Here is a 20,881-nt window from a genome sequence, read left to right as displayed (position 1 = left end):
AAATGACTATGTTGCTAAATCGCAGAAGCTTTCTCTCAAAAACGGTGAAAGCAGGTACTACTCTTACCCTTGGGGGAACGCTTCTGCATCTTTCTGCTTGTTCCAATGAAGATATCAAGCGACCAATTTTCAATCTGCTAAAAGATCCAGATGGTATTTGTGATCTGCCAGCAGGTTTTCGGTACACCATTATATCAAGGCATGGTGAAATCATGTCTGACGGGCATGCAGTGCCAGATTATCATGATGGTATGGGGTGCTTTGCTGGGCCTGGTGGGGAAATTGTACTCGTACGTAACCACGAAATACCTACATACTTTCCAAGTGATCCTCCGTCGCAGGAGCCTCGTTTTGCCTATGATCCAGATGCCAGTGGAGGCACGACCACTATCTGGTTAAATGACAAGATGGAGGTGCTTAAGCACCATCTCAGCTTAACAGGAACTATTCGCAACTGTTCTGGTGGCAAGACGCCTTGGAGTACCTGGATTAGCTGTGAAGAGCCGGGTACTGGTCTGGGGTCAGCGTGGGAAATGGGGAAGCGCCATGGCTATAACTTTGAAGTGAACCCTTTCACGGCACTGGAAAAAGTAAGGCCTCTTAAAGCTATGGGGCGTTTCAATCATGAAGGTGTCGCCATCGATCCAGCGACAAGCATCGCGTATCAGACAGAGGACAGGGTGGAGGGCTGTTTCTACCGCTTCCTACCTAACGTGAAAGGTCGTTTTGAAGAAGGTGGTGTGTTACAGGGCTTGAGATTTGTGGACCGGGATATCATTCACACGTCAGGTTTTCCGCTTGTGGCGGGAAAACCATACGCCTGTGAATGGGTAACGGTTGAAGAACCTGATCCAGAAGAGGATACGGTAGCCGATCAGGCACAAGCCCAAGGTGCGGCGGTTTTTGTCCGGGGTGAAGGCATCGTCTATGATCGGGGGAGTATCTATTTTGCCTGCACGTCTGGCGGTCAGCAAGGGATGGGGCAGATATTTAAATATACCTCAGATGAAGCTGGCGGGCACATTGAACTTGTGTTTGAAGCCGAAGAACAAGGTGTGCTTGAAAAGCCTGATAACATCACACTCAGCCAGTGGGGTGACTTGGTGATCTGTGAAGATAATGGCTATGATACGCAGTGTCTGGTCGGGTTAATTCCTGAAGGGAAACTTTATTATATTGCTGCCAACACTCAGTCAGAATGGTCTGGTGCGTGTTTTTCACCAGACGGCAGAACCCTTTTTGCAAATATTCATAAAGACCCCGGCATGACACTGGCCATTCAGGGGCCGTGGGAGCAACTTCGGCCTACTGCATGACATATGTCAAAGACGTAGTCTTGCATATCATTCTTATTACCAAGAATATTTGTATTTTCTGGTGATAATGATGGTGCGCTTACGTTCTTCAACAATTCTGGCAAGTCTGGGGATTATCTCTGGGCTTGTTTTTCCTTTGCATGCTGAAACGGTTTTTGATCACCGAGAAAATATTCTCGGCACTTCCTTTGATATGGTGGTCCATGGTGCCAAGAAAGAAATGGCTACCAAGGCAATCGAAGCTGCAGTGTTGGAAATCAAACGTTTGCAATTGGTCTTTAGTCCGGCTTGGAAAAATAGCGAGCTTGCTGAACTTAACGCGAGGCAGATGGTAATCTCTGAAGATATGCAGTTGGTGCTTAAAGCTTGCGAGTATTGGCAAGAACGGACCATGGGTAATCTCAGCTGCCAGCTAGGTGATATTAAAGCTATGTGGGCTGATGCTGTGAAGAGCGGCAATTTGCCTGATAAAGCAGAACTGGATGAGTTGCTCGAGAAGATTTCCAGAACGCCGATGGAGATATCTGAGGGTGCTGTGGATGTTCAGGGTGTTAAGCTGGATCCCACAGCGCTTTCAAAAGGATATATTCTCGATAGTGCTTTAAAGGTAGCTCAATTCTATGTACCTGAAGCGACAGGCATTAAACTAGACATTGGAGGGGATGCTCTCTATTGGGGTGGCGCTATGGCAAAACCAGCCTGGACTATTGGGATAGCGAATCCTTTTGATACTGCTGACAATGCAGGGTTTATGGCAACACTTGCACTCTCGGGAAAAGCGGTAGCGTCCAGCGGGCACCGTACACGTACATTCAGTGTTGGTGGACAGAATTATAGCCAGATTATTGACCCTAAAACTGGCTGGCCCGTTGAAAATGCACCAGCGGCTACTGTTGTTGCGAATGATGCTATGACAGCGGATGCGCTTGCCACTGCTCTCTCTGTGATGCCTATCGGAGAAGGATTACAGTTGATAAACAGCCTGGCTGGTGTGGAAGCGCTTATTGCTTCCTCCGATGGGCAGCAGTTTTCGTCAGCAGATTGGCATAAGTTTTTAGCAGCTAACCATGTCTCGAACGAGGTGGCCTGGAAGAATGATTTTCGCTTCAAAGTGAACTTTGACATCCCTGATAAAGATGAAGGCAATTACAAACGTCCCTACGTGGGTATTTGGGTGACAGACACGAAACGAGAATTGGTTCGGAGCCTGCTTTTACTTGGCACCGGTAAAGAGTGGATGGAAGAAACCTATGTATGGTGGCGGCGTTACGGGCGAAAAGTGAAAGCGGTAGTAGATGGTGTAACCCGGCCCACACGCATGCCAGGTAAGTATAATATCACTTGGGACGGTAGAGATGATTACGGAAAACCCGTAAATGAGGGGGATTATATTCTTCATATCGAAGTGGCTCGTGAGCATGGTGGGCATACTTACCGTCAAATTCCGATCTCGATGAAGAATGAAGCCTTTTCTCTCACTCAAGCTGCTGAGGGAGAACTCGGTGATGTGGCCGTTTACTTTGGTGAAAATATCAAAAGATAGAAATGTTATAGGTTTTCCTGAACGCAGGTTTTAACCCAGGACTTAATATTGTTTACTTCGGCAGTGCTTGCAGGATCAGGTTGGCTGATCAACCAGTAGGCCATATTTGCGTCAATGGATTGTGTACTAACAGCTGCGACACCATAAGATTCTGAGATTTGTGGCAGTAACCATTCGGGGATAAGTGTGGCTCCTAAGCCATTTTGAATAGCTGTCAGAACATTTTGGAAAGCATCAAACCACAGAAGTTTGGTGCCTTCTGCTATTTCAATTTTGCTGTATCTAGTGAATAAATCCCACATATCTGGTTGGGCCTTCATGGCCAGTAATGGGCCAGAGAGTTTACCGTTCTTCAGGTGCGAGCTTACTCTATCTTTTGCGCTGACCAGCAGGAAGCGGATTGGGCTAAGTTTGTCTGTATTTAAATGAGTTTGAGGTTCTGTACCAATATGAAGGCTGATATCCGCTGTTCCCTGTTCAACCAATCCAAAGTCATTTGAAGTGATAATTTCAACATTAAAACCTGCATGCTTTTTGTTATGATCGGCAAGACGCGGGATAAGGAAATGCGAGCTAAGTGTTTGAGCGCACGACACTTTAATCGGCTTTTCTTTGGCTTCATACGCAAGTTCATTCCAGGTCCGTTCAATAGCACAGAGAGATGCAGAAATTGTTTGGGCTAGTTTGGTTCCGGTTTCAGTGGGTATTACACCACTGCCGTGCCTGATAAAAAGCGGTGCTCCCATATCTGCTTCAAGTGCACGTATTCTGTGGCTTACGGCTGAAGGTGTTATACCAATCTCAGCAGCTGCCAATTTGAAGCTCTTCAGCCGCGCCGCGGCTTCAGTTGCTCTCAGTCTATCTAGTGGCGGTAATTTGCTCATATCCTGCAAATAGAGCGATGCGAGGTGAATTCAATTCATCTCTGCGCGAATTAATTCATTTGAGCTTACTAAGTTTAACTGTCAGGCTTTTGGACTTGGGAGAGGATAATTATTGGGAGGGTCATCCATGGATGCGGCATCACTAGAATTTCACAGGAAACGAGCAGCTGAAATGCCGCTGAAAGATATTCGGTTGGCGGACCCTGAACTGTTCCGTGATGATGTTATCTGGCCATATTTTGAACGGCTCCGGAAAGAGGACCCTGTGCACTATGCGGAAGATTCTATGTATGGACCATATTGGTCACTTACCAGATTTGAAGATATCTCGGACGTAAATCTGAACTTTAAGGATTTTTCTTCCAGCGCGGAGTTTGGTGGTATCACGGTGGCGGATATTACTGAGGACCTGCCGCTTGAAATGTTCATTGCCATGGATCCCCCAAAGCATACAGAACAGCGCCGAGTGGTAGCGCCTTCTGTGAACAATAAAAGCATGCGGGATTACGAGCCGCTTATCCGTGAGCGTACCATCAAGGTGCTGGAAAACCTGCCTGTTGGTGAACCGTTTGATTGGGTCAGCCATGTTTCTGTGGAATTAACGATCCTGATGCTGGCAACACTTTTTGGTTTCCCGATCGAAGACAGAGTAAAACTCACCCGCTGGTCTGATGTGGCGACAGGTAAAGAAAACAGAGAAATTGTTGAAAGCATTGATGCGTGGCGTGCGGAGATGATGGAATGTTTTCAGTATTTCCAGCAGCTAAGAGAACAGGCTGCTATTGAAGCGCCAAGGCCCGAACTTATTTCCATGCTGGCACACGGTGAAGCTACGCACGATATGCCGCCTATGGAATTCCTCGGTAACATCATCCTTCTGATTGTGGGCGGAAACGATACCACTCGTAATTCCATGACAGGTTCTATCCTTGCCATGAACCGCTGGCCTGAAGAATATGAGAAGCTGAAGAAAGATCACTCTCTTATCCCAAATTTTGTTTCCGAGATTATCCGCTGGCAAACCCCGCTTGCGCACATGCGGCGTACAGCACTCAAAGATGTTGAAGTAGGCGGTAAGCAGATCAAAAAAGGCGATAAGGTTATCATGTGGTATGCCTCTGGCAACTATGATGAAGAAATGTTCCCTGAAGGCAACCGTGTGTTTATTGAACGGGAAAATGCACGCAGACATTTGGCATTTGGGGCCGGTATTCACCGCTGTGTAGGTGCGCGGCTTGCGGAGCAGCAACTTACGATACTGTGGGAAGAACTTCTGAAACGTTATCCCGATATTGAAGTGTTGGAAGGTCCAAAACGTGTGCCTTCAAGCTTTGTAAACGGTTATTCGCGCTTGATGGTGCGTATACCTGAGTAACGCTAGGGCCCATTTGCTTTCTCCTTTTTTCGGGTTACCTTAAACGTTAAAGGAGAAGAACATGGGCCAACACTCTTCCAAATTTTTCAAAGCAGTTGCAGCCGCAGCTGTTTTATTTTCTGCAGGTGCTTCAGCCGATGACGCGGTAGATATTTCTGCCGAAAGCTTCAAATGTATGCTTGAGATGACCAAGGTACGCCACTTTTATGTGGATAACCTGTTGGGTGGTCTGGAAGCCACCCTTGAAGTTGCAAACAGTAAGAAAGGTGGCGTTTACCCGCCGGGTTCCGTTGTGCAGCTTGTGCCAACTGAAGTGATGGTAAAACGTGAAAAGGGCTGGAGCCCGCGCACGAAGGATTGGGAGTTCTTTGAAATTGATGTCTCTGGTGAAGGCAGCGTTATCAAAGTACGCGGTACTGATCAGGCAGTGAACAAATTTGGTGGTAACTGCCTTGAATGCCATGAACGTGCCCGGCCTAAATGGGATATGATCTGCGAGCAGGGGCATGGCTGTTTGCCAATTCCTGTAACTCGCAAGCAAATCGCAGCGCTTCAGAAAGCTGATCCACGTTGCGCAGCGACGGCTAAAGAATAAAGCGTTGATAGAGCCAGATACCGGCTGCGATATTTATAAAACATGTAGCGAAGAAACGGATGCGAAACGACCGTTTCTTCGTTTTGTGTTTAAAGAGCTTTTGCCCACAAATCGCGCCAGGCCAGCCGCCGAGAATGGCGAACAGGTGCAAGGTATTTTCCTTTACCCGCCAATTACCTTTAATCGAGGCGCGTTTATCCCATCCATACATGCATAGTGTTATAAAACTGAGCGTACCTAAATAAGCGGCGATAATGAGTGTGCTGTTCATGCCAAACTGATTATAGTTGCGATTGGTGAGCAGAATAATATGCATAAGCTGCCAAAGTAAAATGGAACCGCGTCAATGCTGAATGAAATTTGTTATGTGTATGTGCTAGGCACAAAGGACGGTGGACGCGCCCAAACCTACGTGGGTTGGACCAATGATTTAGATAAACGTCTGGCTGCCCATAACAGTGGAAAAGGTGCGAAATCAACGCGCGGCAGGCAGTGGCAAATCCTTCATACAGAAGAATTTAAAACCCGCGGTGAAGCTATGAGCCGGGAATGGCATCTGAAGCGGGACCGAAAATTCAGGAAAGAACTACTCGAAACTCTTAAATAGCTACCCCGTCAGGTAAGCGCGAAAGACGGAGTAGCTAGCGCGGCGGGAGGTTATTCCGCTGCAACTGTGTTGCCGTGAAGCTCGGTTTTGCCTGTGTGTTTCGCCATATAGAAAAGAATGGCGATGCTGCCCGTAAGCAGGGTGCCAAGAAGGTAAGGGAGTGGGTTAATCCCTTTTCTTTTTGCATCCTGCCAAATCCAGAAATTGCAGATACCAAAAGCAATAACCAGATCAAAGCTTACCTGTAACCCCCATGGACCCATGACCATCAAGCCATCAAACGCGGCTGAAAGGCTGCCCGCAAAAACCGCATATAATGTAATGGCTGTGAAGATACCTAAGATCAGTTTCCAGAAAAATGTGTTGTTCATTTTCGCCTCCTGTGTTGAGGCTGATTGTATGGCTTATGAGGTAATGGCAGCAATTCCCTAACAGGTAATAGCCGGCAGGTTTTTGCTCGTGTATGCTGATTTCGAGAGAACAGGAGGCAGATATGACAGCACAGGCACAAAGCGGTTTCGGCAGGTTGATGAAACAGTGGCGACAGCACAGGGGGCATAGCCAGCTTGAACTGAGCCTTCGGGCCGAGGTTTCCCAAAAGCATATCAGCTTTATGGAGACGGGTAGATCGCGCCCCAAGGAAGATACAGTGCATAAGGTTGTGGAAGCACTTGAAATTCCTCTCCGTGATCGGAACAAACTGTTCGAGCTTGCAGGCCTTGCTCCCCAGTATGCCGAGGTTACCATCTCTGATCAGGCGGTAACACCTTATAAAGACGCGCTTGTTCGTCTGCTCGCGCAGCAGGACCCATTCCCCGCTTATGTGGTTGACCGCTGGTGGAACCTTGTTGAAACCAACGAAGCCGGGAAAAAATTGTTTATGGCGCCTGGTGCGGATACCCCGAACCTTGTGGATGCGTTCATGGCACCGGGTATGTTCAGAGATATGGTGGTGAATTTCCCTGAGGTTGCCTGGGCATTTTACCGCCGCCTGCGTAGTGAAGCCCTTCAAGCGCCAGCGGATGAGAGGATGCAGGAATTGGCAGAGCGGGCGAAAGCCTATCTTTCAGATGTGCCTGAACCGCTTCATTTAGGGCCGCACGAACTGGCGCTGTGCCCTAAGCTCAAGATAGGAGATACGGTGATTAATACGGTGACGATGATCGCGCAGTTTTCTGAACCTAATGCCATTGTGCTTGATGAGTTAAGGCTGGAACTTGTTTTCCCCGCAGACGCCGAAGCCGCTGCGTTCTTTACTATGATGGCGCAAAGTTAAGATATTGTAATATTAAGAAAAATTCCCATACTAAAGCGTATGAATTTTAGTGTGGGGGAACATCGTGAAAAAATGGGGAATACGGCTCTTAAAAGCTGCGTCTGCGTTACTGCTTCTTTTTGTAGTGGTTTTCGGAGTGTGGCTTGAAAATGCTACTGTCGTACGTACCAGTGGCGGGGTTTATCAAGCTATCATGCTGCCGTTGTCTGGTGGCTCCAGCATCCGTTGGCGAGCGGATTTTTCCATTACCGCTGACAAACCTAACATTCAGCATATTCAGGGACCAATTGTAGAACGCAAGGCGGACAAGAGTTTTGCTGCTCAGTGGGTGTGCGGCAATAGTGTGCATACCGCTGAAGTTGGCGAGTATGATCCGCTTAAGGTCACTTGCGGTGATAAAGCCTACAGCTATGATTTTTACCCGCCTGCCAAAGCAAATGATGCGGCAACCTTCATCACAGATGGCCCTGTTGCCGTGACATCTGATTTAGAAGGAAATCTTGGTTATTTCCTCCGCTGGGGGATTGATACAGGTGTGTTAAACGCGGCTGGTAACTGGGCTTTCGGTGGTGGTCATTTGGTTGTCGCAGGTGATATGTTTGACCGCGGCAGATATGTATATGATCTTCTCTGGTTCCTGTATGACCTGGAACAGCAGGCAGAAGCTTATGGCGGTAAGGTGCATATCCTTCTAGGAAATCACGAACAATATGCATTCATTGGGCTTATCAAAAGCGTTGAAGCAGAGCACCTGTGGGCGATTGAACAGATGATGCCGTACCCCGTAGCTCTCCGTAATGCCACCGTTCTAGGGCAGTGGCTTCGCACCAAGCCAGTAATGGCGAAAATCAATAATGTGCTTTATATGCACGGCGGCATTAGTGAACTTTTGCTGAAGAGTGGTAAAACCATTGAAGAACTGAATGCGTTGAACCGCGAAGCGCTGGATAATTATTCTGAAATTTCGGATGATGTTTTTGCCCTCACACACGGTAATCACTCGCTAACTCAATACCGCGGGTATGCGCACGCCATGGAGTATTACCCGGAAGCTGATCAAAGCTTGATCGACCGCACGAAACAGCAGTTTGGTGTGGATTATCTTGTTGTGGGCCATAGCCAGGCGGAAACATTAGCTCCAAAGTTCGGTGGTGATATTTATATCGTGGAAAATACCCACTTCTCAAAGGAAGCTTTGGTGTTTGAAGAAGGGCAGCCTGTTATAAAGCAACTCTCACTTCTAAAGGAACGATTTGAAGATAATGCCTATCAAACCCGATCTTTCAGTCTCTTCAATATGAAAGATTTGAAAGCCTTTTTCGGAATATTCTCCGCCGTATCTCGTGTGCCTGAAAGGTAATCATTGAGCATAGCGTATTCATTATAAATATGTTGGAAAGTAGATGGGAAAGTTAATCGTTATAATAATGTTGTTGATGGTCACAGCTTGCGATAATCAGACGAACACTTTCAATGTAAATGGTAGTGTATTCGAGATACCTAACAAGTTTCTTGTTCAAGGTGATATATTCTTTCTACCTCCCAGCCAACATAGCTACCCTATTGTGAAATTATATCCAGAAATGGATAGGTTGCATTATATAGGCTTTATTATAAAACCTATGCGGGGGTTATGTTCTTCGTTAGATGGAAAAGGGTATAATATGCTGCCTAACGCATGCGCCTCGGTAGCTCAGGGGGTAAAGAAAACACACCACATTGATTTGAAGGGGTTGGTCAAAACATACCCATATGAGAATAATCTGAATTGGCTATATCAAATACAGAGAGTAGATGGCACTGAAGATGTTATATCTTGCGGTACAATTGGACGGAATAATACCTGCTCTAGCTTCGGTATTTATCATGATATGATATATACCGTGCGTTATCTTGAGGAAGATATACCAAATCTTAATAAAATTCATCAGGACGTATATGATAGGCTTACTGAGTGGGAAAAATAGGTGAATAACCTATAATGCATATGGCGTGCATGAGAGTATTTGGCAGACTGGATTACACTTTGAATTGGTTTGTGTGATAGTTCTTATATCGAAGTACTTCATGTAAAGTTCGCTGATATAAAAGCTAGCGCTTTGTCTTCTTTCCTCTCTTTGCTATACCCACGCTTATGTATGAAATTATCCTTCTTTTTGCCGCAGGGTTCTTTGGCGGTATTTTAAACAGCCTTGCGGGTGGTGGCAGCTTTATCACTTTCCCGGCGCTTTTATCTGTTGGTGTGCCGCCGATTATCGCAGGTGCGACCAATACTTATGCTTCTATGTCAGGCTATATCAGCGGGGCGTTTGCTTACCGGCATGATATGATCCGTTATAAAAAAGAGCTGCCGAAATATATTGGGTTTGCGCTGCTTGGCGGTGCTATGGGCGCGTGGCTGCTGTTGCAAACACCACCAACGGTTTTTGAGGAAGTAATCCCATGGCTGATGCTGTTTGCCACTGTGCTGTTTATCTTTGGCGGGAAAATCAACAAGCGCCTTATGGGAGCCGGGAAAGGTGAGCGCACGTTTATCAGTAGCGCACTCATTATCCTGTTTCTTCTGGCGATTAACACTTACGGCGGTTTCTTCAATGCGGGGCAGGGTATCCTGTTTCTCGCCTATCTGGTGCTGGCGGGTTACACCAATATCAACTCAATGAATGGGTTGAAGCTGGTGGTTTCCAGTTGCGTAGCGATTATTGCGGTGGTGCTGTTTGCTGTGCAAGGGGCAATCGCATGGTATGAAGGCAGTGTTATGCTGCTGGGTACGCTCACAGGCGGTTATGTGGCAGCGCGGATTGCCCGCAAGCTGCCAGACCAGTATGTGCGCACGTTTGTAACTTTGATGTGTATAGTGATCACCGCATATTTCTTCTTCGATGTATATTATCGCAGCTAAACTTCGGTTCACCGCATAAGATTGTAATCTTGAAATTCTCCCGATAGGGTGCATGCTCGAGTTATTGGGCATGCCTTAGGCCAACACCAAGGGCATAATTTAGGGGAGAACAGTATGTTCAAGGGTTTCTTGCAGGCCTGTGTGCTTGCAGTGGGAGTATTCTCCTTCACGCATGCGCCCGCGTATGCGCAGATCAAACAATCAAAACAACCAGGCCATGAAGATAAGTTTCGTCAACTTGATGAAAGCCTGCCAACACCAAATGACCAGCGGATTGCCTCTGGCCATCCTGGGCCGGAATATTGGCAGCAGCGTGCGGATTATAAAATCCGTGTAACGCTGAATGATGATAATCAAAGCATCACGGGCTCTGAGAAAATCACGTATACAAACAATTCACCACATACGCTGAGTTATATTTGGGTAAGGCTTGATCAGAACCGTTTTGCAAAACATTCGGATGATCATCTGACCACACCAAATAACCCAACCAAGCGCATGAGTTTCACGAACCTTGAGCGCATGAAATACCGCGAGAACTTCGATGGTGGTTTCAAAATTGGTTCGGTAACAGGCAAGGGCGGTAAAGCACTGCCATACAGTATCGTTCGCACTATGATGCGGATTGATCTGCCAAAGCCGCTTAAGCCGGGTGCAAGCCATGAGCTGAATATCACATGGTCCTACAATATTGTGGAAAGTAAGCAGATTGCCATTAAGCGTTCTGGTTTCCACCATTTTGAAAAAGACGGTAACAAAATTTATAACCTTGGCCAGTGGTATCCGCGTGTTGCAGGTTATACCGATAATGGTGCATGGAATAACCGCACTTTCTACGGCCTTGGTGAATTCCAGACAGAGTTTGGCGATTATGATGTAGAAATCACTGTACCATCAGATCATATCATCTCTGCGACAGGTGAACTTGCAAACGGTAAAGATGTTCTAACATCAGAGCAGCGTAAACGCCTTGAGACAGCAAAAACAGCTAAACGTCCTGTTTTCATCGTAACCAAGGAAGAAGCGCTTGAAGCCCAAAAAGGCAAAGCGACAGATACAAAAACATGGAACTTCCGCGCTGAAAACGTGCGTGATTTTGCGTGGGCTTCTTCTCGTAAGTTCGTGTGGGATGCAATGGGCCATTACCAGGCAGAAGATGACCGCACTATCATGGCAATGTCATTCTATCCTGAAGAAGGTATGCCGCTTTGGGATAAATATTCCACAGAAGCAATCGTTCACACACTGGAAGTATATTCTAAATATACATTCCCATACCCATACCCAACGGCGCAGTCTGTAAACTCTGCAACAAGCGGTATGGAATATCCGATGATCAGCTTTAATCCGCCACGCCCGACAGAGCATGCGGACGGTTCGCGTACATACAGCCGCCGTACAAAATACGGCCTGATTGGTGTGATTATCCACGAAGTTGGCCACAACTATTTCCCAATGATCGTGAACACGCCTGAGCGTGACTGGTTCTGGATGGACGAAGGTTTCAATACTTTCCTACAGGGCCTTGCACACCGCGAATGGGAAGAAGGCTGGCCGGGTAACAGTGGTGCACCGCACACAATCATCCGCTTTATGACAAGCAAGAACCAGATGCCTGTAATGACAGATCCTGAATCTCTCATCCAGTTTGGTGCTAATGCTTACCAGAAGCCTGCCGTGGCGTTTAACATTCTCCGTGAAACTGTGATGGGCCGCGAGGCGTTCGATCATGCGTTCAAAGAGTATGCGCGCCGCTGGAAATTCAAGCGCCCGTACCCGGCTGATTTCTTCCGTACGATGGAAGATGCCTCTGGTTATGATCTTGATTGGTTCTGGCGCGGTTGGTTCTACACCACTGATCATGTGGATATCTCACTTGATAAAGTGACATGGGGTACGGTGAACACCAAGAACCCTGATGTGGAAGCGGCTTATAACGCCGAGCGTGAAGCAGAGAAGGGCACGCCCCTTGTAGTAGAGCGCCACAAAGATGTACGCCGCCGTGTGCTTGAACGCCCAGAGCTGCAGGATTTCTATAATGAGCATCCTCAAACAGCTGTGCTTGAAGCGGACCGGGGCGCGTATCAGCGCCTGCTCGACGGCCTGTCTGATTGGGAAAAAGAAGCACTGAATTCAGCAGAAAACTTCTATTTCCTTGAGTTCACCAACAAAGGCGGCCTTGTGATGCCTGTGATTGTTGAAATCGAATACACAGACGGCACAAAGGAAATGAAGCGCTGGCCTGCTGAGCTGTGGCGCCGTAACCCAAACAAGGTTTCAAAGCTCGTGATGACTGAAAAAGAAATCAAATCCATCACGCTTGATCCGAAGCGGGAAACAGCGGACGCAGACCTTGAGAACAACTACTGGCCACGCCGTCCTGTGCGCAGCCGTGTTGAACTCTTTAAGCGCCGTGGTGGCAGAAAGACCATGATGGAACGCGCTGGCGAAACCGCCCAGTAAGTTTCTACTGTACTAGAAAAAACAAAAGGCGAAGCTTCACGGCTTCGCCTTTTTTGTGAATAATGTATAATGCTGCTAATAACTGATTTTGGTGAATTATGCGGACTAATTGGACAATTTCATTTTTAGGGTTTGCCTTTCTATTATCTGCCTGCGCACCGAAGCATGCTGAAAATACCCGATACACTAATGGCTTTAGATGGGTTGATGCTGATCATGAGATAGTTTGTGGGGCGCCTATAAATTTATCTAAGCTAATCCAAGAAAAGCAAAATGAGCTTAAAGAGTATCTAATTTCACAAGGTTTGGAAGCCGCAACTGAAGGGGTTGCTTTAGATAGGCCAGGCGATATCGGTTTAAAGTCGATTGAGGGAGTAATTTATGCTCGCTTTAATTTTGATAACCCAACGGCGGATGCTCCATTTACACTTGATGGAGGTTTCACGGTTATAATGGAACCTTGTCGTGGCAAATTGATTTCAGCGTCACTATTAGTGTGGTAGATGTTTTAAGGATATCAAATCCCCTTAAAACTCGTGAATTCTTCTACAGAAGCGCGGTCGGTTTTAAGCTGGTTCACCTCCGCGTCATTGTCTGCGAAGCCGAGGGCCATACCGCAGTATAAAACATCTGTTTCCGGCAATTCGAAATGCTTATGAAGTGATGTGCGAGCCATGCCCCATGCTTCCTGCATGCAGGTGGCGAGGCCCATTTCCGCAGCGACGAGAGCTATAGACTGCATAAACATGCCGAGGTGTGCGAATTGGCCCTTGCCCATACATTCGTCCATCACGAAAAACAGGCCAACAGGCGCGCCGAAGAAATCAAAGTTGTTCACGAGCCACTGAAAACGCGCGGCTTTATCTTCACGCGGAATACCAAGAAGCGCATACATATCTTCGCCCACTTTATAGCGGCGGCTTCTGTATGGTTCTTTTAGATCAGTGGGGTAAATGGAAAGTTCGCCTTCTGCTTCACCCTTGGGGTTATTCGCCAGCGCCATCTTTGCGGCCATGGAAGCAGCTTCTTTTTCTTCACCAGCAACCACAATCACCTTCCAGGGCTGAAGATTGCCGCCTGAAGGCGAATGGCTCGCGCGCTCAAGAAGTTCTGTGATGGTTTCCTTGCTTACTGGGGTATCCAGAAAAGCGCGTGTGGAAATGCGGCTATTGAGTGCGTCTGTTACTTTCATATTTCATTCCTCGTTTATCGCTTAAATGTATCTAGGGTAGCGAGCGCCACAAACAAGAGCACTTAAGATTAGGCGACTATCTGTCCTCTATCTGTGGTATGATGCCGCGCCAAATTGGGGTGTAACCGGGTGCAATTGTTGTTTTTTCTGATGTGTTGGCGCTGTGCCTGTTGGTAACCAGCCCGTGAACACAAATGATTCCCCTTGTAATTCGCGAAAAAAAATTGCATTCTCGGCGAAAATTAAGTCAGCATTGCTGACGTATTGTCACAGAAACAGTCTAGGGTCTTAACGCTATGTCGGATTATGAACCGCTGAAGTTCTATGTGCCTGAACCAACAGGCCGCCCGGGTGATGAACCTGATTTTACCAAACTGATTATTCCTGATGCCGGTAGCGCACGCAAACCAGCGATTGATTGCCGCCCGCAGGAAATCAAGGATTTGGCAACAACAATCATCCGTGTGATGAACCGTGATGGCGAAGCGGTTGGCCCTTGGGCTGAGGGTATCGATGATGATGTATTGCTTGATGGCCTTAAGGCGATGATCCGTACGCGTGCGTTTGATGAGCGTATGATGACACTTCAGCGTCAGGGTAAAACATCCTTCTACATGAAGTGTACTGGCGAGGAAGCTATCGCAATTGCGCACAAGTTGGCGCAAACAAAAGGCGATATGAACTTCCCTACATACCGTCAGCAGGGCTTGTTGCTTGCGACTGATTACCCAATGGAAGATATGATCAACCAGATCCTGTCTAACGAGAAAGATCCGCTGAAGGGCCGCCAGCTGCCTATTCTTTATAGTGCACGCAGCCACGATTATTTCACGGTTTCTGGTAACCTTGGCACACAGTTCATCCACGCTGTTGGTTGGGCGATGGCATCTGCAATCAAAGGCGATACAAAAATCGCTTCTGCGTGGATTGGTGATGGTTCAACAGCTGAGAATGATTTCCATTCAGCGCTTGTGAACGCTTCTGTTTATAAGCCACCAGTTGTTTTCAATATTGTGAATAACCAGTGGGCGATCTCAAGCTTCCGCGGTATCGCAGGTGGTGATGAAGCGACATTCGCTGAACGTGCGCACGGCTATGATATTCCATCCCTCCGTGTTGATGGTAACGATTTCCTTGCGGTTTATGCTGTATCTCGCTGGGCGATTGAACGTGCTCGCCGCGGCTTTGGTCCTGTTCTTATCGAATGGGTAACATACCGTGTGGCTCCACACTCAACATCAGATGATCCGTCTAAGTACCGTCCGAAAGAAGAATCAACAGCGTGGCCGCTTGGTGATCCGATCCTTCGCCTCAAGAATCACCTGATTGCTCGTGGCCTTTGGTCAGAAGAGCGTCATGCTCAGGCTGAAAGCGAGTATGACGAAGAAGTGCGCGTAGCAACTAAAGAAGCTGAATCGCACGGCGTTATGGGCGCAGGTTCAAGCCCGAAAGATATGTTTGAAGCGGTGTTTGAAGAACTACCGCCACATCTGCGCGAACAGCGCCAGAAGATGGGAGTATAACCAATGCCGCAAATGTCTATGATTGAAGCCATTCGCGATGCAATGGATGTGAAAATGGCTGAAGACGACAATGTTGTCGTGTTCGGTGAAGATGTTGGTTATTTCGGTGGTGTATTCCGCTGTACGCACGGCCTTCAGGATAAATACGGCAAGAACCGTGTGTTCGATAGCCCGATTAACGAAAGCGGTATTGTAGGTGCGGCGATTGGTATGGCTGCTTATGGCTTGCGTCCATGTGTCGAAATCCAGTTCGCTGATTATATCTATCCAGCGTATGACCAGATTGTATCAGAGGCAGCACGCCTTCGTTACCGTTCTGGCGAGCAGTTTACAGCACCGATTACGATCCGTACTCCAGTTGGTGGTGGTATCTTTGGCGGGCAGACACACAGCCAGAGCCCGGAATCACTTTTCACCCACGTTGCTGGTGTGAAATCGGTTATTCCGTCAAACCCATATGATGCAAAAGGCCTGTTGATTGCGGCGATGGAAGATCCTGATCCTGTAATCGTATTTGAGCCAAAGCGCCTGTATAACGGTCCGTTCGATGGGCACCATGATCGCCCTGCGAGCAACTGGTCCAAGCACCCGCTTGGTGATGTGCCTGAAGGCCATTACACTGTAGAGATTGGTAAAGCTTCTACTTTCCGTGAAGGGAAAGCCGTTACTATCCTTACATACGGCACGATGGTTTATGTTGCAGAAGCTGCTGTGAAAGAAACAGGCATTGATGCTGAAATCATTGACCTGCGTTCACTGCTACCGCTTGATGTGGATGCGATTGTTGAATCAGTGAAGAAAACAGGCCGCTGCATGGTGCTTCATGAAGCAACACAAACATCTGGTTTTGGTGCTGAGCTTGCGGCTCAGGTTCAGGAGCGTTGCTTCTACCACCTTGAAAGCCCGGTTGTTCGTGTAGCCGGTTACGACACACCATACCCACACGCACAGGAATGGGATTATTTCCCTGGTCCAGCACGTGTTGGCCGTGAACTCAAAGCTATGATGGAGGCGGTATAATGGGACTGCATAAAATCCAGATGCCAGATGTTGGTGAAGGTATTACCGAAGCTGAAATCGTAGAATGGAATGTAAGCGTTGGTGACGTTGTCAAAGAGGATGACGTTCTCGCTGCTGTAATGACAGACAAAGCAACGGTTGAAATCCCAAGCCCGGTTGATGGTGTGGTGAAAGAAATCTCTGGCACAATCGGTGATATGACACCAGTTGGCGCCGTGATTATCACACTTGAAGTGGAAGGTGAAGGCAACGAAGCGATGATTTCGGCTGAAGCTGACGCGCCAGCACCTGCTGCTGAAGAAGCGCCGAAAGAAGAAGTAAAGCCTGAAGCGAAAGCTGAGCCGGCTCCAGCTCCTGCGCCAAAGAAAACCGCTGTTGTGAAGAAGCCAGTGGCTTCTGCAAAGAAAGCAACATCTGGCGCACCACGCAAGGAAGGTGAGAAGCCAATCGCTTCTCCTGCTGTGCGCAAACGTGCCGCTGATGCAGGTGTGAAACTACAGTATGTTTTTGGTACTGGCCCTGTAGGCCGTATCACGCACGAAGATCTTGAAGATTATATCTCTGGCGCTTCTGCACCGGTTGGTGGTTCATCAAAGCGTGCTGATACATCTGTTGAAGAGACAAAAGTTATCGGCCTGCGCCGCAAAATTGCTGAGCGTATGCAGGATGCCAAACAGCGTATTCCGCACATCACTTATGTTGATGAGATTGATGTAACAGCGCTTGAAGAACTGCGTGAGCATATGAACGCGACACGTAAGGAAGATGATCCGAAGCTAACAATCCTGCCTTTCATCATGAAGGCGATGGTTATGGCGATCAAAGATTATCCAAAGCTGAACAGCCACTATGATGACGGCAATGACATGCTTTACACATATGGCGGTGTTCATATTGGTATGGCTGCGCAAACACCAGGCGGCCTTATGGTGCCAGTGCTGAACCACTGTGAAGCAATGGAAATCAATGATTTTGCGAACGAGGCAAAACGCCTTGCAAATGCTGCGCGTGATGGTTCTATCTCTCGCGAGGAATTGACAGGCTCAACAATCACGCTTTCAAGCCTCGGTAAGATGGGCGGCATTGTTTCTACACCTGTGATGAACAGCCCAGAAGTTGCGATTGTTGGCGTGAACAAAGTAGCGACCCGCCCTGAATGGCGTGATGGTGGTTTTGTACCGCGTAAGATGATGAACCTTTCTTCATCGTTTGATCACCGCATTATTGATGGTTGGGATGCTGCTGAATTTATCCAGCGTATTAAGCAACTGCTTGAAAACCCTGCAACTCTCTTCATGGAGCGCTAATTATGAAAACGATTAACTGTAAAGTTCTCGTGCTTGGCGCGGGGCCGGGGGGCTATGTTGCTGCTATTCGTGCGGGGCAGCTTGGTCTTGATACCGTGATTGTAGATGGGCAGGCACCGGGCGGTACATGCCTGAATGTTGGCTGTATTCCGTCTAAAGCCCTTATTCACGCTGCTGATGAATTTGAAAAATCCATGCATTTCACTGGTGAAAATGTGCTGGGTATCAGTGTTCGGGCGCCATCTATTGATTTGTCTAAAACCATTGAATGGAAAGACAGCATCGTAAAGCGCTTGAACAGTGGTGTTGCTGGCCTTCTTAAAAAGAACAAAGCACAGCTTGTTAAAGGCTGGGGCAAGATGGTTGACGGTAAAACTTGTTTGGTGGCAACCGATGAGGGCGACGTAACTATCAAGGCTGAGAATGTAATCTTGGCAACTGGTAGTGTGCCTGTTGAAATCCCAAGCCTGCCATTTGGTGGTAATATTATTTCTTCTACAGAAGCGCTTTCGCTTGATGGTGTGCCTGAGAAGTTGGTGGTTATCGGCGGTGGTTATATCGGCCTTGAGCTAGGTACAGCATACGCGAAAATGGGTGCGAAAGTTACAGTTGTTGAAGCTGCTGAGCGTATCCTGCCACAGTATGATGCTGATCTTTCTAAGCCGATTATGGCGAGCCTTAAAGACCTTGGTATTGAAGTGCTTCTGAATACGAAGGCTAAAGCAGCTAACGAAGACGGTACCGCGCTTACTGTTGAAACAACAGATGGTGATAAAACACTGGAAGCAAGTAAAATTCTCGTAACTGTTGGTCGCCGTGCGAAAACAGAAGGCTTTGGTCTTGAAGAGCTTGATCTAACCATGAATGGCCGCGTTGTTGCGATTAACGACAAATGCGAAACATCCATGACAGGCGTTTATGCGATTGGTGACCTAACAGGCGAGCCAATGCTGGCCCACCGTGCCATGGCACAGGGTGAAATGGTTGCTGAGATCATCTCTGGCATGAACCGCACGTTCGATAAAGTTTCTATCCCAGCCGTTTGTTTCACAGACCCTGAAATCGTGACAGCTGGCCTATCACCTGAAGAAGCGGAAGCTGCGGGTTATGAAACTAAAATCGGTGTCTTCCCGTTCGCAGCTAATGGCCGAGCGATGACAATGGAAGCTGAAACTGGTTTTGTTCGTATCGTTGCGCGTAAAGATAACCACCTTGTGCTTGGTATTCAGGCTGTGGGTAAAGGTGTTGCTGAACTTTCAGCGGCCTTCTCACTTGCCCTTGAAATGGGTGCATGTCTTGAAGATGTGGCAGGTACAATTCATGCGCACCCAACACAAAGTGAAGGTTTCCAGGAAGCAGCGCTTAAAGCCCTTGGACACGCTCTACATATCTAAGGTCTGGAGCTCCTTAAATTCCAAAGCCGGGCACTCAGGTGCTCGGCTTTTTGCATTTCTAACCTAATAATTTCCGCTAGATAGAATGTAGTTAAAAATAATTTCTAAAATACAGTATTAGTATTTCACAAAACTGTTGTTTTTTATGTTTCTTCTTGCGTTTAATTCTTCTCTGTAAGAGCTTGCTACTAATTTACCGAGTTTTGGGAGGCAAACATGGCAGATAAAAAGGCGGCAATGAATATTTCACGCAGAAAGCTGTTGTTGGGGGGCGTTGGTTCCGCCGCTTTCATGCTTGGCACAGATATTCCATTTTTGAAGAACATGCCTAAAGGCCTATTGCCTGTCGCTTATGCGAATGACGATGTTGGGTTGGATGATGAAGCGCTTATTGTCCAGAAGGAAGGTCTCACGCTGCTCAATGCTCGCCCGATTAACATGGAAACACCAGCGCATTTGTTGGATGATGCTATCACACCTGCAAGCAGGTTGTTTGTACGCAATAACGGTATTGTGCCGGATTATGAAGAGCACCCAGCTGATAGTTGGACAATCACTATTGATGGTGAAGTTGAAACGCCTCTAACGTTGTCGATTGCAGACCTAAAACGTAATTTTGAAGTGGTTACCAAACAGCTGTGGATAGAATGCGGCGGCAATGGCCGTAAGTTCTATGAACCGGGCGCTTCTGGTAACCAGTGGTCGTTAGGTGCTATCGGGTGCCCTCAGTGGACAGGGGTACGCCTCCGTGACGTGCTGAAGAAAGCTGGCGTTAAAGATACAGCCGTTTACACAGCCCACCACAGTGTGGATATGCACTTGTCTGGTGATCCTGAGAAAGCGCCAATCTCGCGAGGTGTTCCAATTGCTAAAGCCTTAGAAGAAGATAGCATCATTGCGTTCGAGATGAACGGTGAACCGCTTCCTGTGCTTAATGGTTTTCCGATGCGTCTAGTGGTGCCGGGTTGGCCGGGCTCATGCTCACAGAAATGGCTTAAGCGTATTCAAATCAGAGACCAAATCCATGATGGTCCGAAGATGACAGGTACGGCATACCGTATGCCTGCGTACCCTGTTAGCCCGGGTACGGAAGTGCCAAAGGAGGATATGGTTATCATCCACGAAATGCCTGTGAAATCGCTGGTTACATACCCTGTAACGGGTAGTCGCGTGAAGCTGGGGGAAGAGATTGAAATCCGCGGTCATGCATGGTCCGGGCAGGGTGATGTATCTGAGATGGAAGTCTCTATTGATTTCGGCGCTACATGGCAAAAAGCGAAACTGGATAAACCAGTGAATAAATTCGCGTGGCAGCACTGGAAGGCAATGCTTACCTTCCCGAAGGCTGGATATTATGAGGTTTGGGCACGAGCTACAGATCATACTGGAACAAGCCAGCCTTCAGTGGTGCCTGGCTGGAACCCTAAAGGATATCTGAATAACATGCAGCACCGTGTTGCTGTATTTGCGGTTTAGGTGCTTTG

20 protein-coding genes are annotated in these 20,881 nt (G+C 47.6%); 16 read left to right on the top strand and 4 right to left on the bottom strand.

Annotated elements, in window-relative coordinates; all coding sequences use genetic code 11:
• Positions 1 to 2: 2 nt before the first annotated feature.
• Both MF542_RS14695 and MF542_RS14690 read left to right on the top strand, forming a co-directional pair.
• Positions 3 to 1,316: an alkaline phosphatase PhoX gene (locus MF542_RS14695; protein ID WP_247020791.1), complete on the top strand. Its 1,314-nt coding sequence runs from the start codon at positions 3 to 5 to the stop codon at positions 1,314 to 1,316.
• 70 nt (positions 1,317 to 1,386) lie between these two features.
• The gene (locus tag MF542_RS14690; RefSeq protein WP_247020789.1) at positions 1,387 to 2,859 is read left to right on the top strand and encodes a DUF2271 domain-containing protein; all 1,473 of its coding nucleotides are present in this window, start codon (positions 1,387 to 1,389) and stop codon (positions 2,857 to 2,859) included.
• Positions 2,860 to 2,864: 5 nt separating this feature from the next.
• On the opposite strand, the gene MF542_RS14685 is transcribed toward MF542_RS14690, so the two are convergent.
• Complete coding sequence (locus tag MF542_RS14685) at positions 2,865 to 3,743, bottom strand: LysR family transcriptional regulator (RefSeq protein ID WP_247020787.1); 879 nt, start codon at positions 3,741 to 3,743, stop codon at positions 2,865 to 2,867.
• A gap of 127 nt (positions 3,744 to 3,870) precedes the next feature.
• Here MF542_RS14685 and MF542_RS14680 point away from each other — a divergent pair, with 127 nt between their 5' ends.
• Together MF542_RS14680 and MF542_RS14675 are read left to right on the top strand one after the other, a co-directional pair.
• Positions 3,871 to 5,118, top strand: a complete 1,248-nt coding sequence (locus MF542_RS14680) for a cytochrome P450 (protein ID WP_247020785.1) — start codon at positions 3,871 to 3,873, stop codon at positions 5,116 to 5,118.
• Between the two features lie 61 nt (positions 5,119 to 5,179).
• Positions 5,180 to 5,713 (top strand): hypothetical protein, encoded by a 534-nt coding sequence (locus tag MF542_RS14675; RefSeq protein ID WP_247020783.1) that lies wholly within the window; start codon positions 5,180 to 5,182, stop codon positions 5,711 to 5,713.
• Here MF542_RS14675 and MF542_RS14670 read toward each other — a convergent pair.
• Positions 5,703 to 6,029, bottom strand: coding sequence for a DUF1294 domain-containing protein (locus MF542_RS14670; protein ID WP_247020781.1), 327 nt, complete (start codon positions 6,027 to 6,029; stop codon positions 5,703 to 5,705). The two genes, MF542_RS14675 and MF542_RS14670, sit on opposite strands and share 11 nt — an antisense overlap.
• Before the next feature lie 30 nt (positions 6,030 to 6,059).
• Here MF542_RS14670 and MF542_RS14665 point away from each other — a divergent pair, with 30 nt between their 5' ends.
• The gene (locus MF542_RS14665; protein WP_247020779.1) at positions 6,060 to 6,320 is read left to right on the top strand and encodes a GIY-YIG nuclease family protein; all 261 of its coding nucleotides are present in this window, start codon (positions 6,060 to 6,062) and stop codon (positions 6,318 to 6,320) included.
• A gap of 50 nt (positions 6,321 to 6,370) precedes the next feature.
• Here MF542_RS14665 and MF542_RS14660 read toward each other — a convergent pair whose 3' ends face one another.
• Positions 6,371 to 6,691 carry a hypothetical protein gene (locus MF542_RS14660; protein WP_247020777.1) on the bottom strand — a complete coding sequence of 107 codons (321 nt, stop codon included), beginning with the start codon at positions 6,689 to 6,691 and terminating at the stop codon, positions 6,371 to 6,373.
• Positions 6,692 to 6,813: 122 nt separating this feature from the next.
• Between MF542_RS14660 and MF542_RS14655 the strand changes: the two genes are divergently transcribed.
• The 6 genes from MF542_RS14655 to MF542_RS14630 all read left to right on the top strand — a co-directional run bounded on the left by MF542_RS14655 (position 6,814) and on the right by MF542_RS14630 (position 13,464).
• Entirely contained in the window at positions 6,814 to 7,596 is a 783-nt protein-coding gene (locus tag MF542_RS14655) for a helix-turn-helix domain-containing protein (RefSeq protein ID WP_247020775.1), read from the top strand.
• Positions 7,597 to 7,660: 64 nt separating this feature from the next.
• Complete coding sequence (locus MF542_RS14650) at positions 7,661 to 8,956, top strand: metallophosphoesterase (protein ID WP_247020773.1); 1,296 nt, start codon at positions 7,661 to 7,663, stop codon at positions 8,954 to 8,956.
• 43 nt (positions 8,957 to 8,999) lie between these two features.
• Complete coding sequence (locus MF542_RS14645; protein ID WP_247020771.1) at positions 9,000 to 9,563, top strand: hypothetical protein; 564 nt, start codon at positions 9,000 to 9,002, stop codon at positions 9,561 to 9,563.
• Between the two features lie 167 nt (positions 9,564 to 9,730).
• Positions 9,731 to 10,498 carry a sulfite exporter TauE/SafE family protein gene (locus tag MF542_RS14640; RefSeq protein WP_247020769.1) on the top strand — a complete coding sequence of 256 codons (768 nt, stop codon included), beginning with the start codon at positions 9,731 to 9,733 and terminating at the stop codon, positions 10,496 to 10,498.
• Between the two features lie 114 nt (positions 10,499 to 10,612).
• A complete protein-coding gene (locus MF542_RS14635; protein ID WP_247020767.1) occupies positions 10,613 to 12,961 on the top strand; it encodes a M1 family metallopeptidase in 2,349 nt (782 codons plus the stop codon).
• A gap of 98 nt (positions 12,962 to 13,059) precedes the next feature.
• A complete protein-coding gene (locus tag MF542_RS14630) occupies positions 13,060 to 13,464 on the top strand; it encodes a hypothetical protein (RefSeq protein ID WP_247020765.1) in 405 nt (134 codons plus the stop codon).
• Positions 13,465 to 13,478: 14 nt separating this feature from the next.
• Here MF542_RS14630 and MF542_RS14625 read toward each other — a convergent pair whose 3' ends face one another.
• Entirely contained in the window at positions 13,479 to 14,153 is a 675-nt protein-coding gene (locus MF542_RS14625; protein WP_247020763.1) for a nitroreductase, read from the bottom strand.
• A gap of 296 nt (positions 14,154 to 14,449) precedes the next feature.
• On the opposite strand from MF542_RS14625, the gene MF542_RS14620 reads away from it, so the two are divergent.
• From MF542_RS14620 to MF542_RS14600, 5 genes are all read left to right on the top strand, one after another.
• Positions 14,450 to 15,676, top strand: a complete 1,227-nt coding sequence (locus tag MF542_RS14620; RefSeq protein ID WP_247020760.1) for a thiamine pyrophosphate-dependent enzyme — start codon at positions 14,450 to 14,452, stop codon at positions 15,674 to 15,676.
• A 3-nt stretch (positions 15,677 to 15,679) separates the two neighbouring features.
• Positions 15,680 to 16,696: an alpha-ketoacid dehydrogenase subunit beta gene (locus tag MF542_RS14615; protein ID WP_247020758.1), complete on the top strand. Its 1,017-nt coding sequence runs from the start codon at positions 15,680 to 15,682 to the stop codon at positions 16,694 to 16,696.
• Positions 16,696 to 18,003: a dihydrolipoamide acetyltransferase family protein gene (locus MF542_RS14610; RefSeq protein ID WP_247020756.1), complete on the top strand. Its 1,308-nt coding sequence runs from the start codon at positions 16,696 to 16,698 to the stop codon at positions 18,001 to 18,003. The genes MF542_RS14615 and MF542_RS14610 overlap by 1 nt, the downstream gene beginning before the upstream one ends.
• 2 nt (positions 18,004 to 18,005) lie before the next feature.
• Positions 18,006 to 19,397 (top strand): dihydrolipoyl dehydrogenase, encoded by a 1,392-nt coding sequence (gene lpdA / locus MF542_RS14605; protein ID WP_247020754.1) that lies wholly within the window; start codon positions 18,006 to 18,008, stop codon positions 19,395 to 19,397.
• Positions 19,398 to 19,613: 216 nt separating this feature from the next.
• Entirely contained in the window at positions 19,614 to 20,873 is a 1,260-nt protein-coding gene (locus MF542_RS14600) for a sulfite oxidase (protein ID WP_247020753.1), read from the top strand.
• Positions 20,874 to 20,881: the final 8 nt, after the last annotated feature.

It is taken from the genome of Kordiimonas laminariae (assembly GCF_023008165.1).
In the GTDB taxonomy this organism is placed as follows: domain Bacteria; phylum Pseudomonadota; class Alphaproteobacteria; order Sphingomonadales; family Kordiimonadaceae; genus Kordiimonas; species Kordiimonas laminariae.
The sequence above is the reverse complement of the archived record's forward strand: the minus strand, read 5'-3'. Positions and strand labels throughout refer to the sequence as shown.

What these genes read in the sequence shown, in the direction of transcription:
- MF542_RS14630 (WP_247020765.1), top strand. Translation starts at nt 13,060, where the DNA reads ATGCGGACTAATTGGACAATTTCATTTTTAGGGTTTGCCTTTCTATTA.
- MF542_RS14675 (WP_247020783.1), top strand. Translation starts at nt 5,180, where the DNA reads ATGGGCCAACACTCTTCCAAATTTTTCAAAGCAGTTGCAGCCGCAGCT.
- MF542_RS14610 (WP_247020756.1), top strand. Translation starts at nt 16,696, where the DNA reads ATGGGACTGCATAAAATCCAGATGCCAGATGTTGGTGAAGGTATTACC.
- MF542_RS14640 (WP_247020769.1), top strand. Translation starts at nt 9,731, where the DNA reads ATGTATGAAATTATCCTTCTTTTTGCCGCAGGGTTCTTTGGCGGTATT.
- MF542_RS14680 (WP_247020785.1), top strand. Translation starts at nt 3,871, where the DNA reads ATGGATGCGGCATCACTAGAATTTCACAGGAAACGAGCAGCTGAAATG.
- MF542_RS14685 (WP_247020787.1), bottom strand. Translation starts at nt 3,743, where the DNA reads ATGAGCAAATTACCGCCACTAGATAGACTGAGAGCAACTGAAGCCGCG.
- lpdA (WP_247020754.1), top strand. Translation starts at nt 18,006, where the DNA reads ATGAAAACGATTAACTGTAAAGTTCTCGTGCTTGGCGCGGGGCCGGGG.
- MF542_RS14665 (WP_247020779.1), top strand. Translation starts at nt 6,060, where the DNA reads ATGCTGAATGAAATTTGTTATGTGTATGTGCTAGGCACAAAGGACGGT.
- MF542_RS14600 (WP_247020753.1), top strand. Translation starts at nt 19,614, where the DNA reads ATGGCAGATAAAAAGGCGGCAATGAATATTTCACGCAGAAAGCTGTTG.
- MF542_RS14620 (WP_247020760.1), top strand. Translation starts at nt 14,450, where the DNA reads ATGTCGGATTATGAACCGCTGAAGTTCTATGTGCCTGAACCAACAGGC.
- MF542_RS14670 (WP_247020781.1), bottom strand. Translation starts at nt 6,029, where the DNA reads ATGCATATTATTCTGCTCACCAATCGCAACTATAATCAGTTTGGCATG.
- MF542_RS14690 (WP_247020789.1), top strand. Translation starts at nt 1,387, where the DNA reads ATGGTGCGCTTACGTTCTTCAACAATTCTGGCAAGTCTGGGGATTATC.
- MF542_RS14655 (WP_247020775.1), top strand. Translation starts at nt 6,814, where the DNA reads ATGACAGCACAGGCACAAAGCGGTTTCGGCAGGTTGATGAAACAGTGG.
- MF542_RS14695 (WP_247020791.1), top strand. Translation starts at nt 3, where the DNA reads ATGACTATGTTGCTAAATCGCAGAAGCTTTCTCTCAAAAACGGTGAAA.
- MF542_RS14660 (WP_247020777.1), bottom strand. Translation starts at nt 6,691, where the DNA reads ATGAACAACACATTTTTCTGGAAACTGATCTTAGGTATCTTCACAGCC.
- MF542_RS14625 (WP_247020763.1), bottom strand. Translation starts at nt 14,153, where the DNA reads ATGAAAGTAACAGACGCACTCAATAGCCGCATTTCCACACGCGCTTTT.
- MF542_RS14635 (WP_247020767.1), top strand. Translation starts at nt 10,613, where the DNA reads ATGTTCAAGGGTTTCTTGCAGGCCTGTGTGCTTGCAGTGGGAGTATTC.
- MF542_RS14645 (WP_247020771.1), top strand. Translation starts at nt 9,000, where the DNA reads ATGGGAAAGTTAATCGTTATAATAATGTTGTTGATGGTCACAGCTTGC.
- MF542_RS14615 (WP_247020758.1), top strand. Translation starts at nt 15,680, where the DNA reads ATGCCGCAAATGTCTATGATTGAAGCCATTCGCGATGCAATGGATGTG.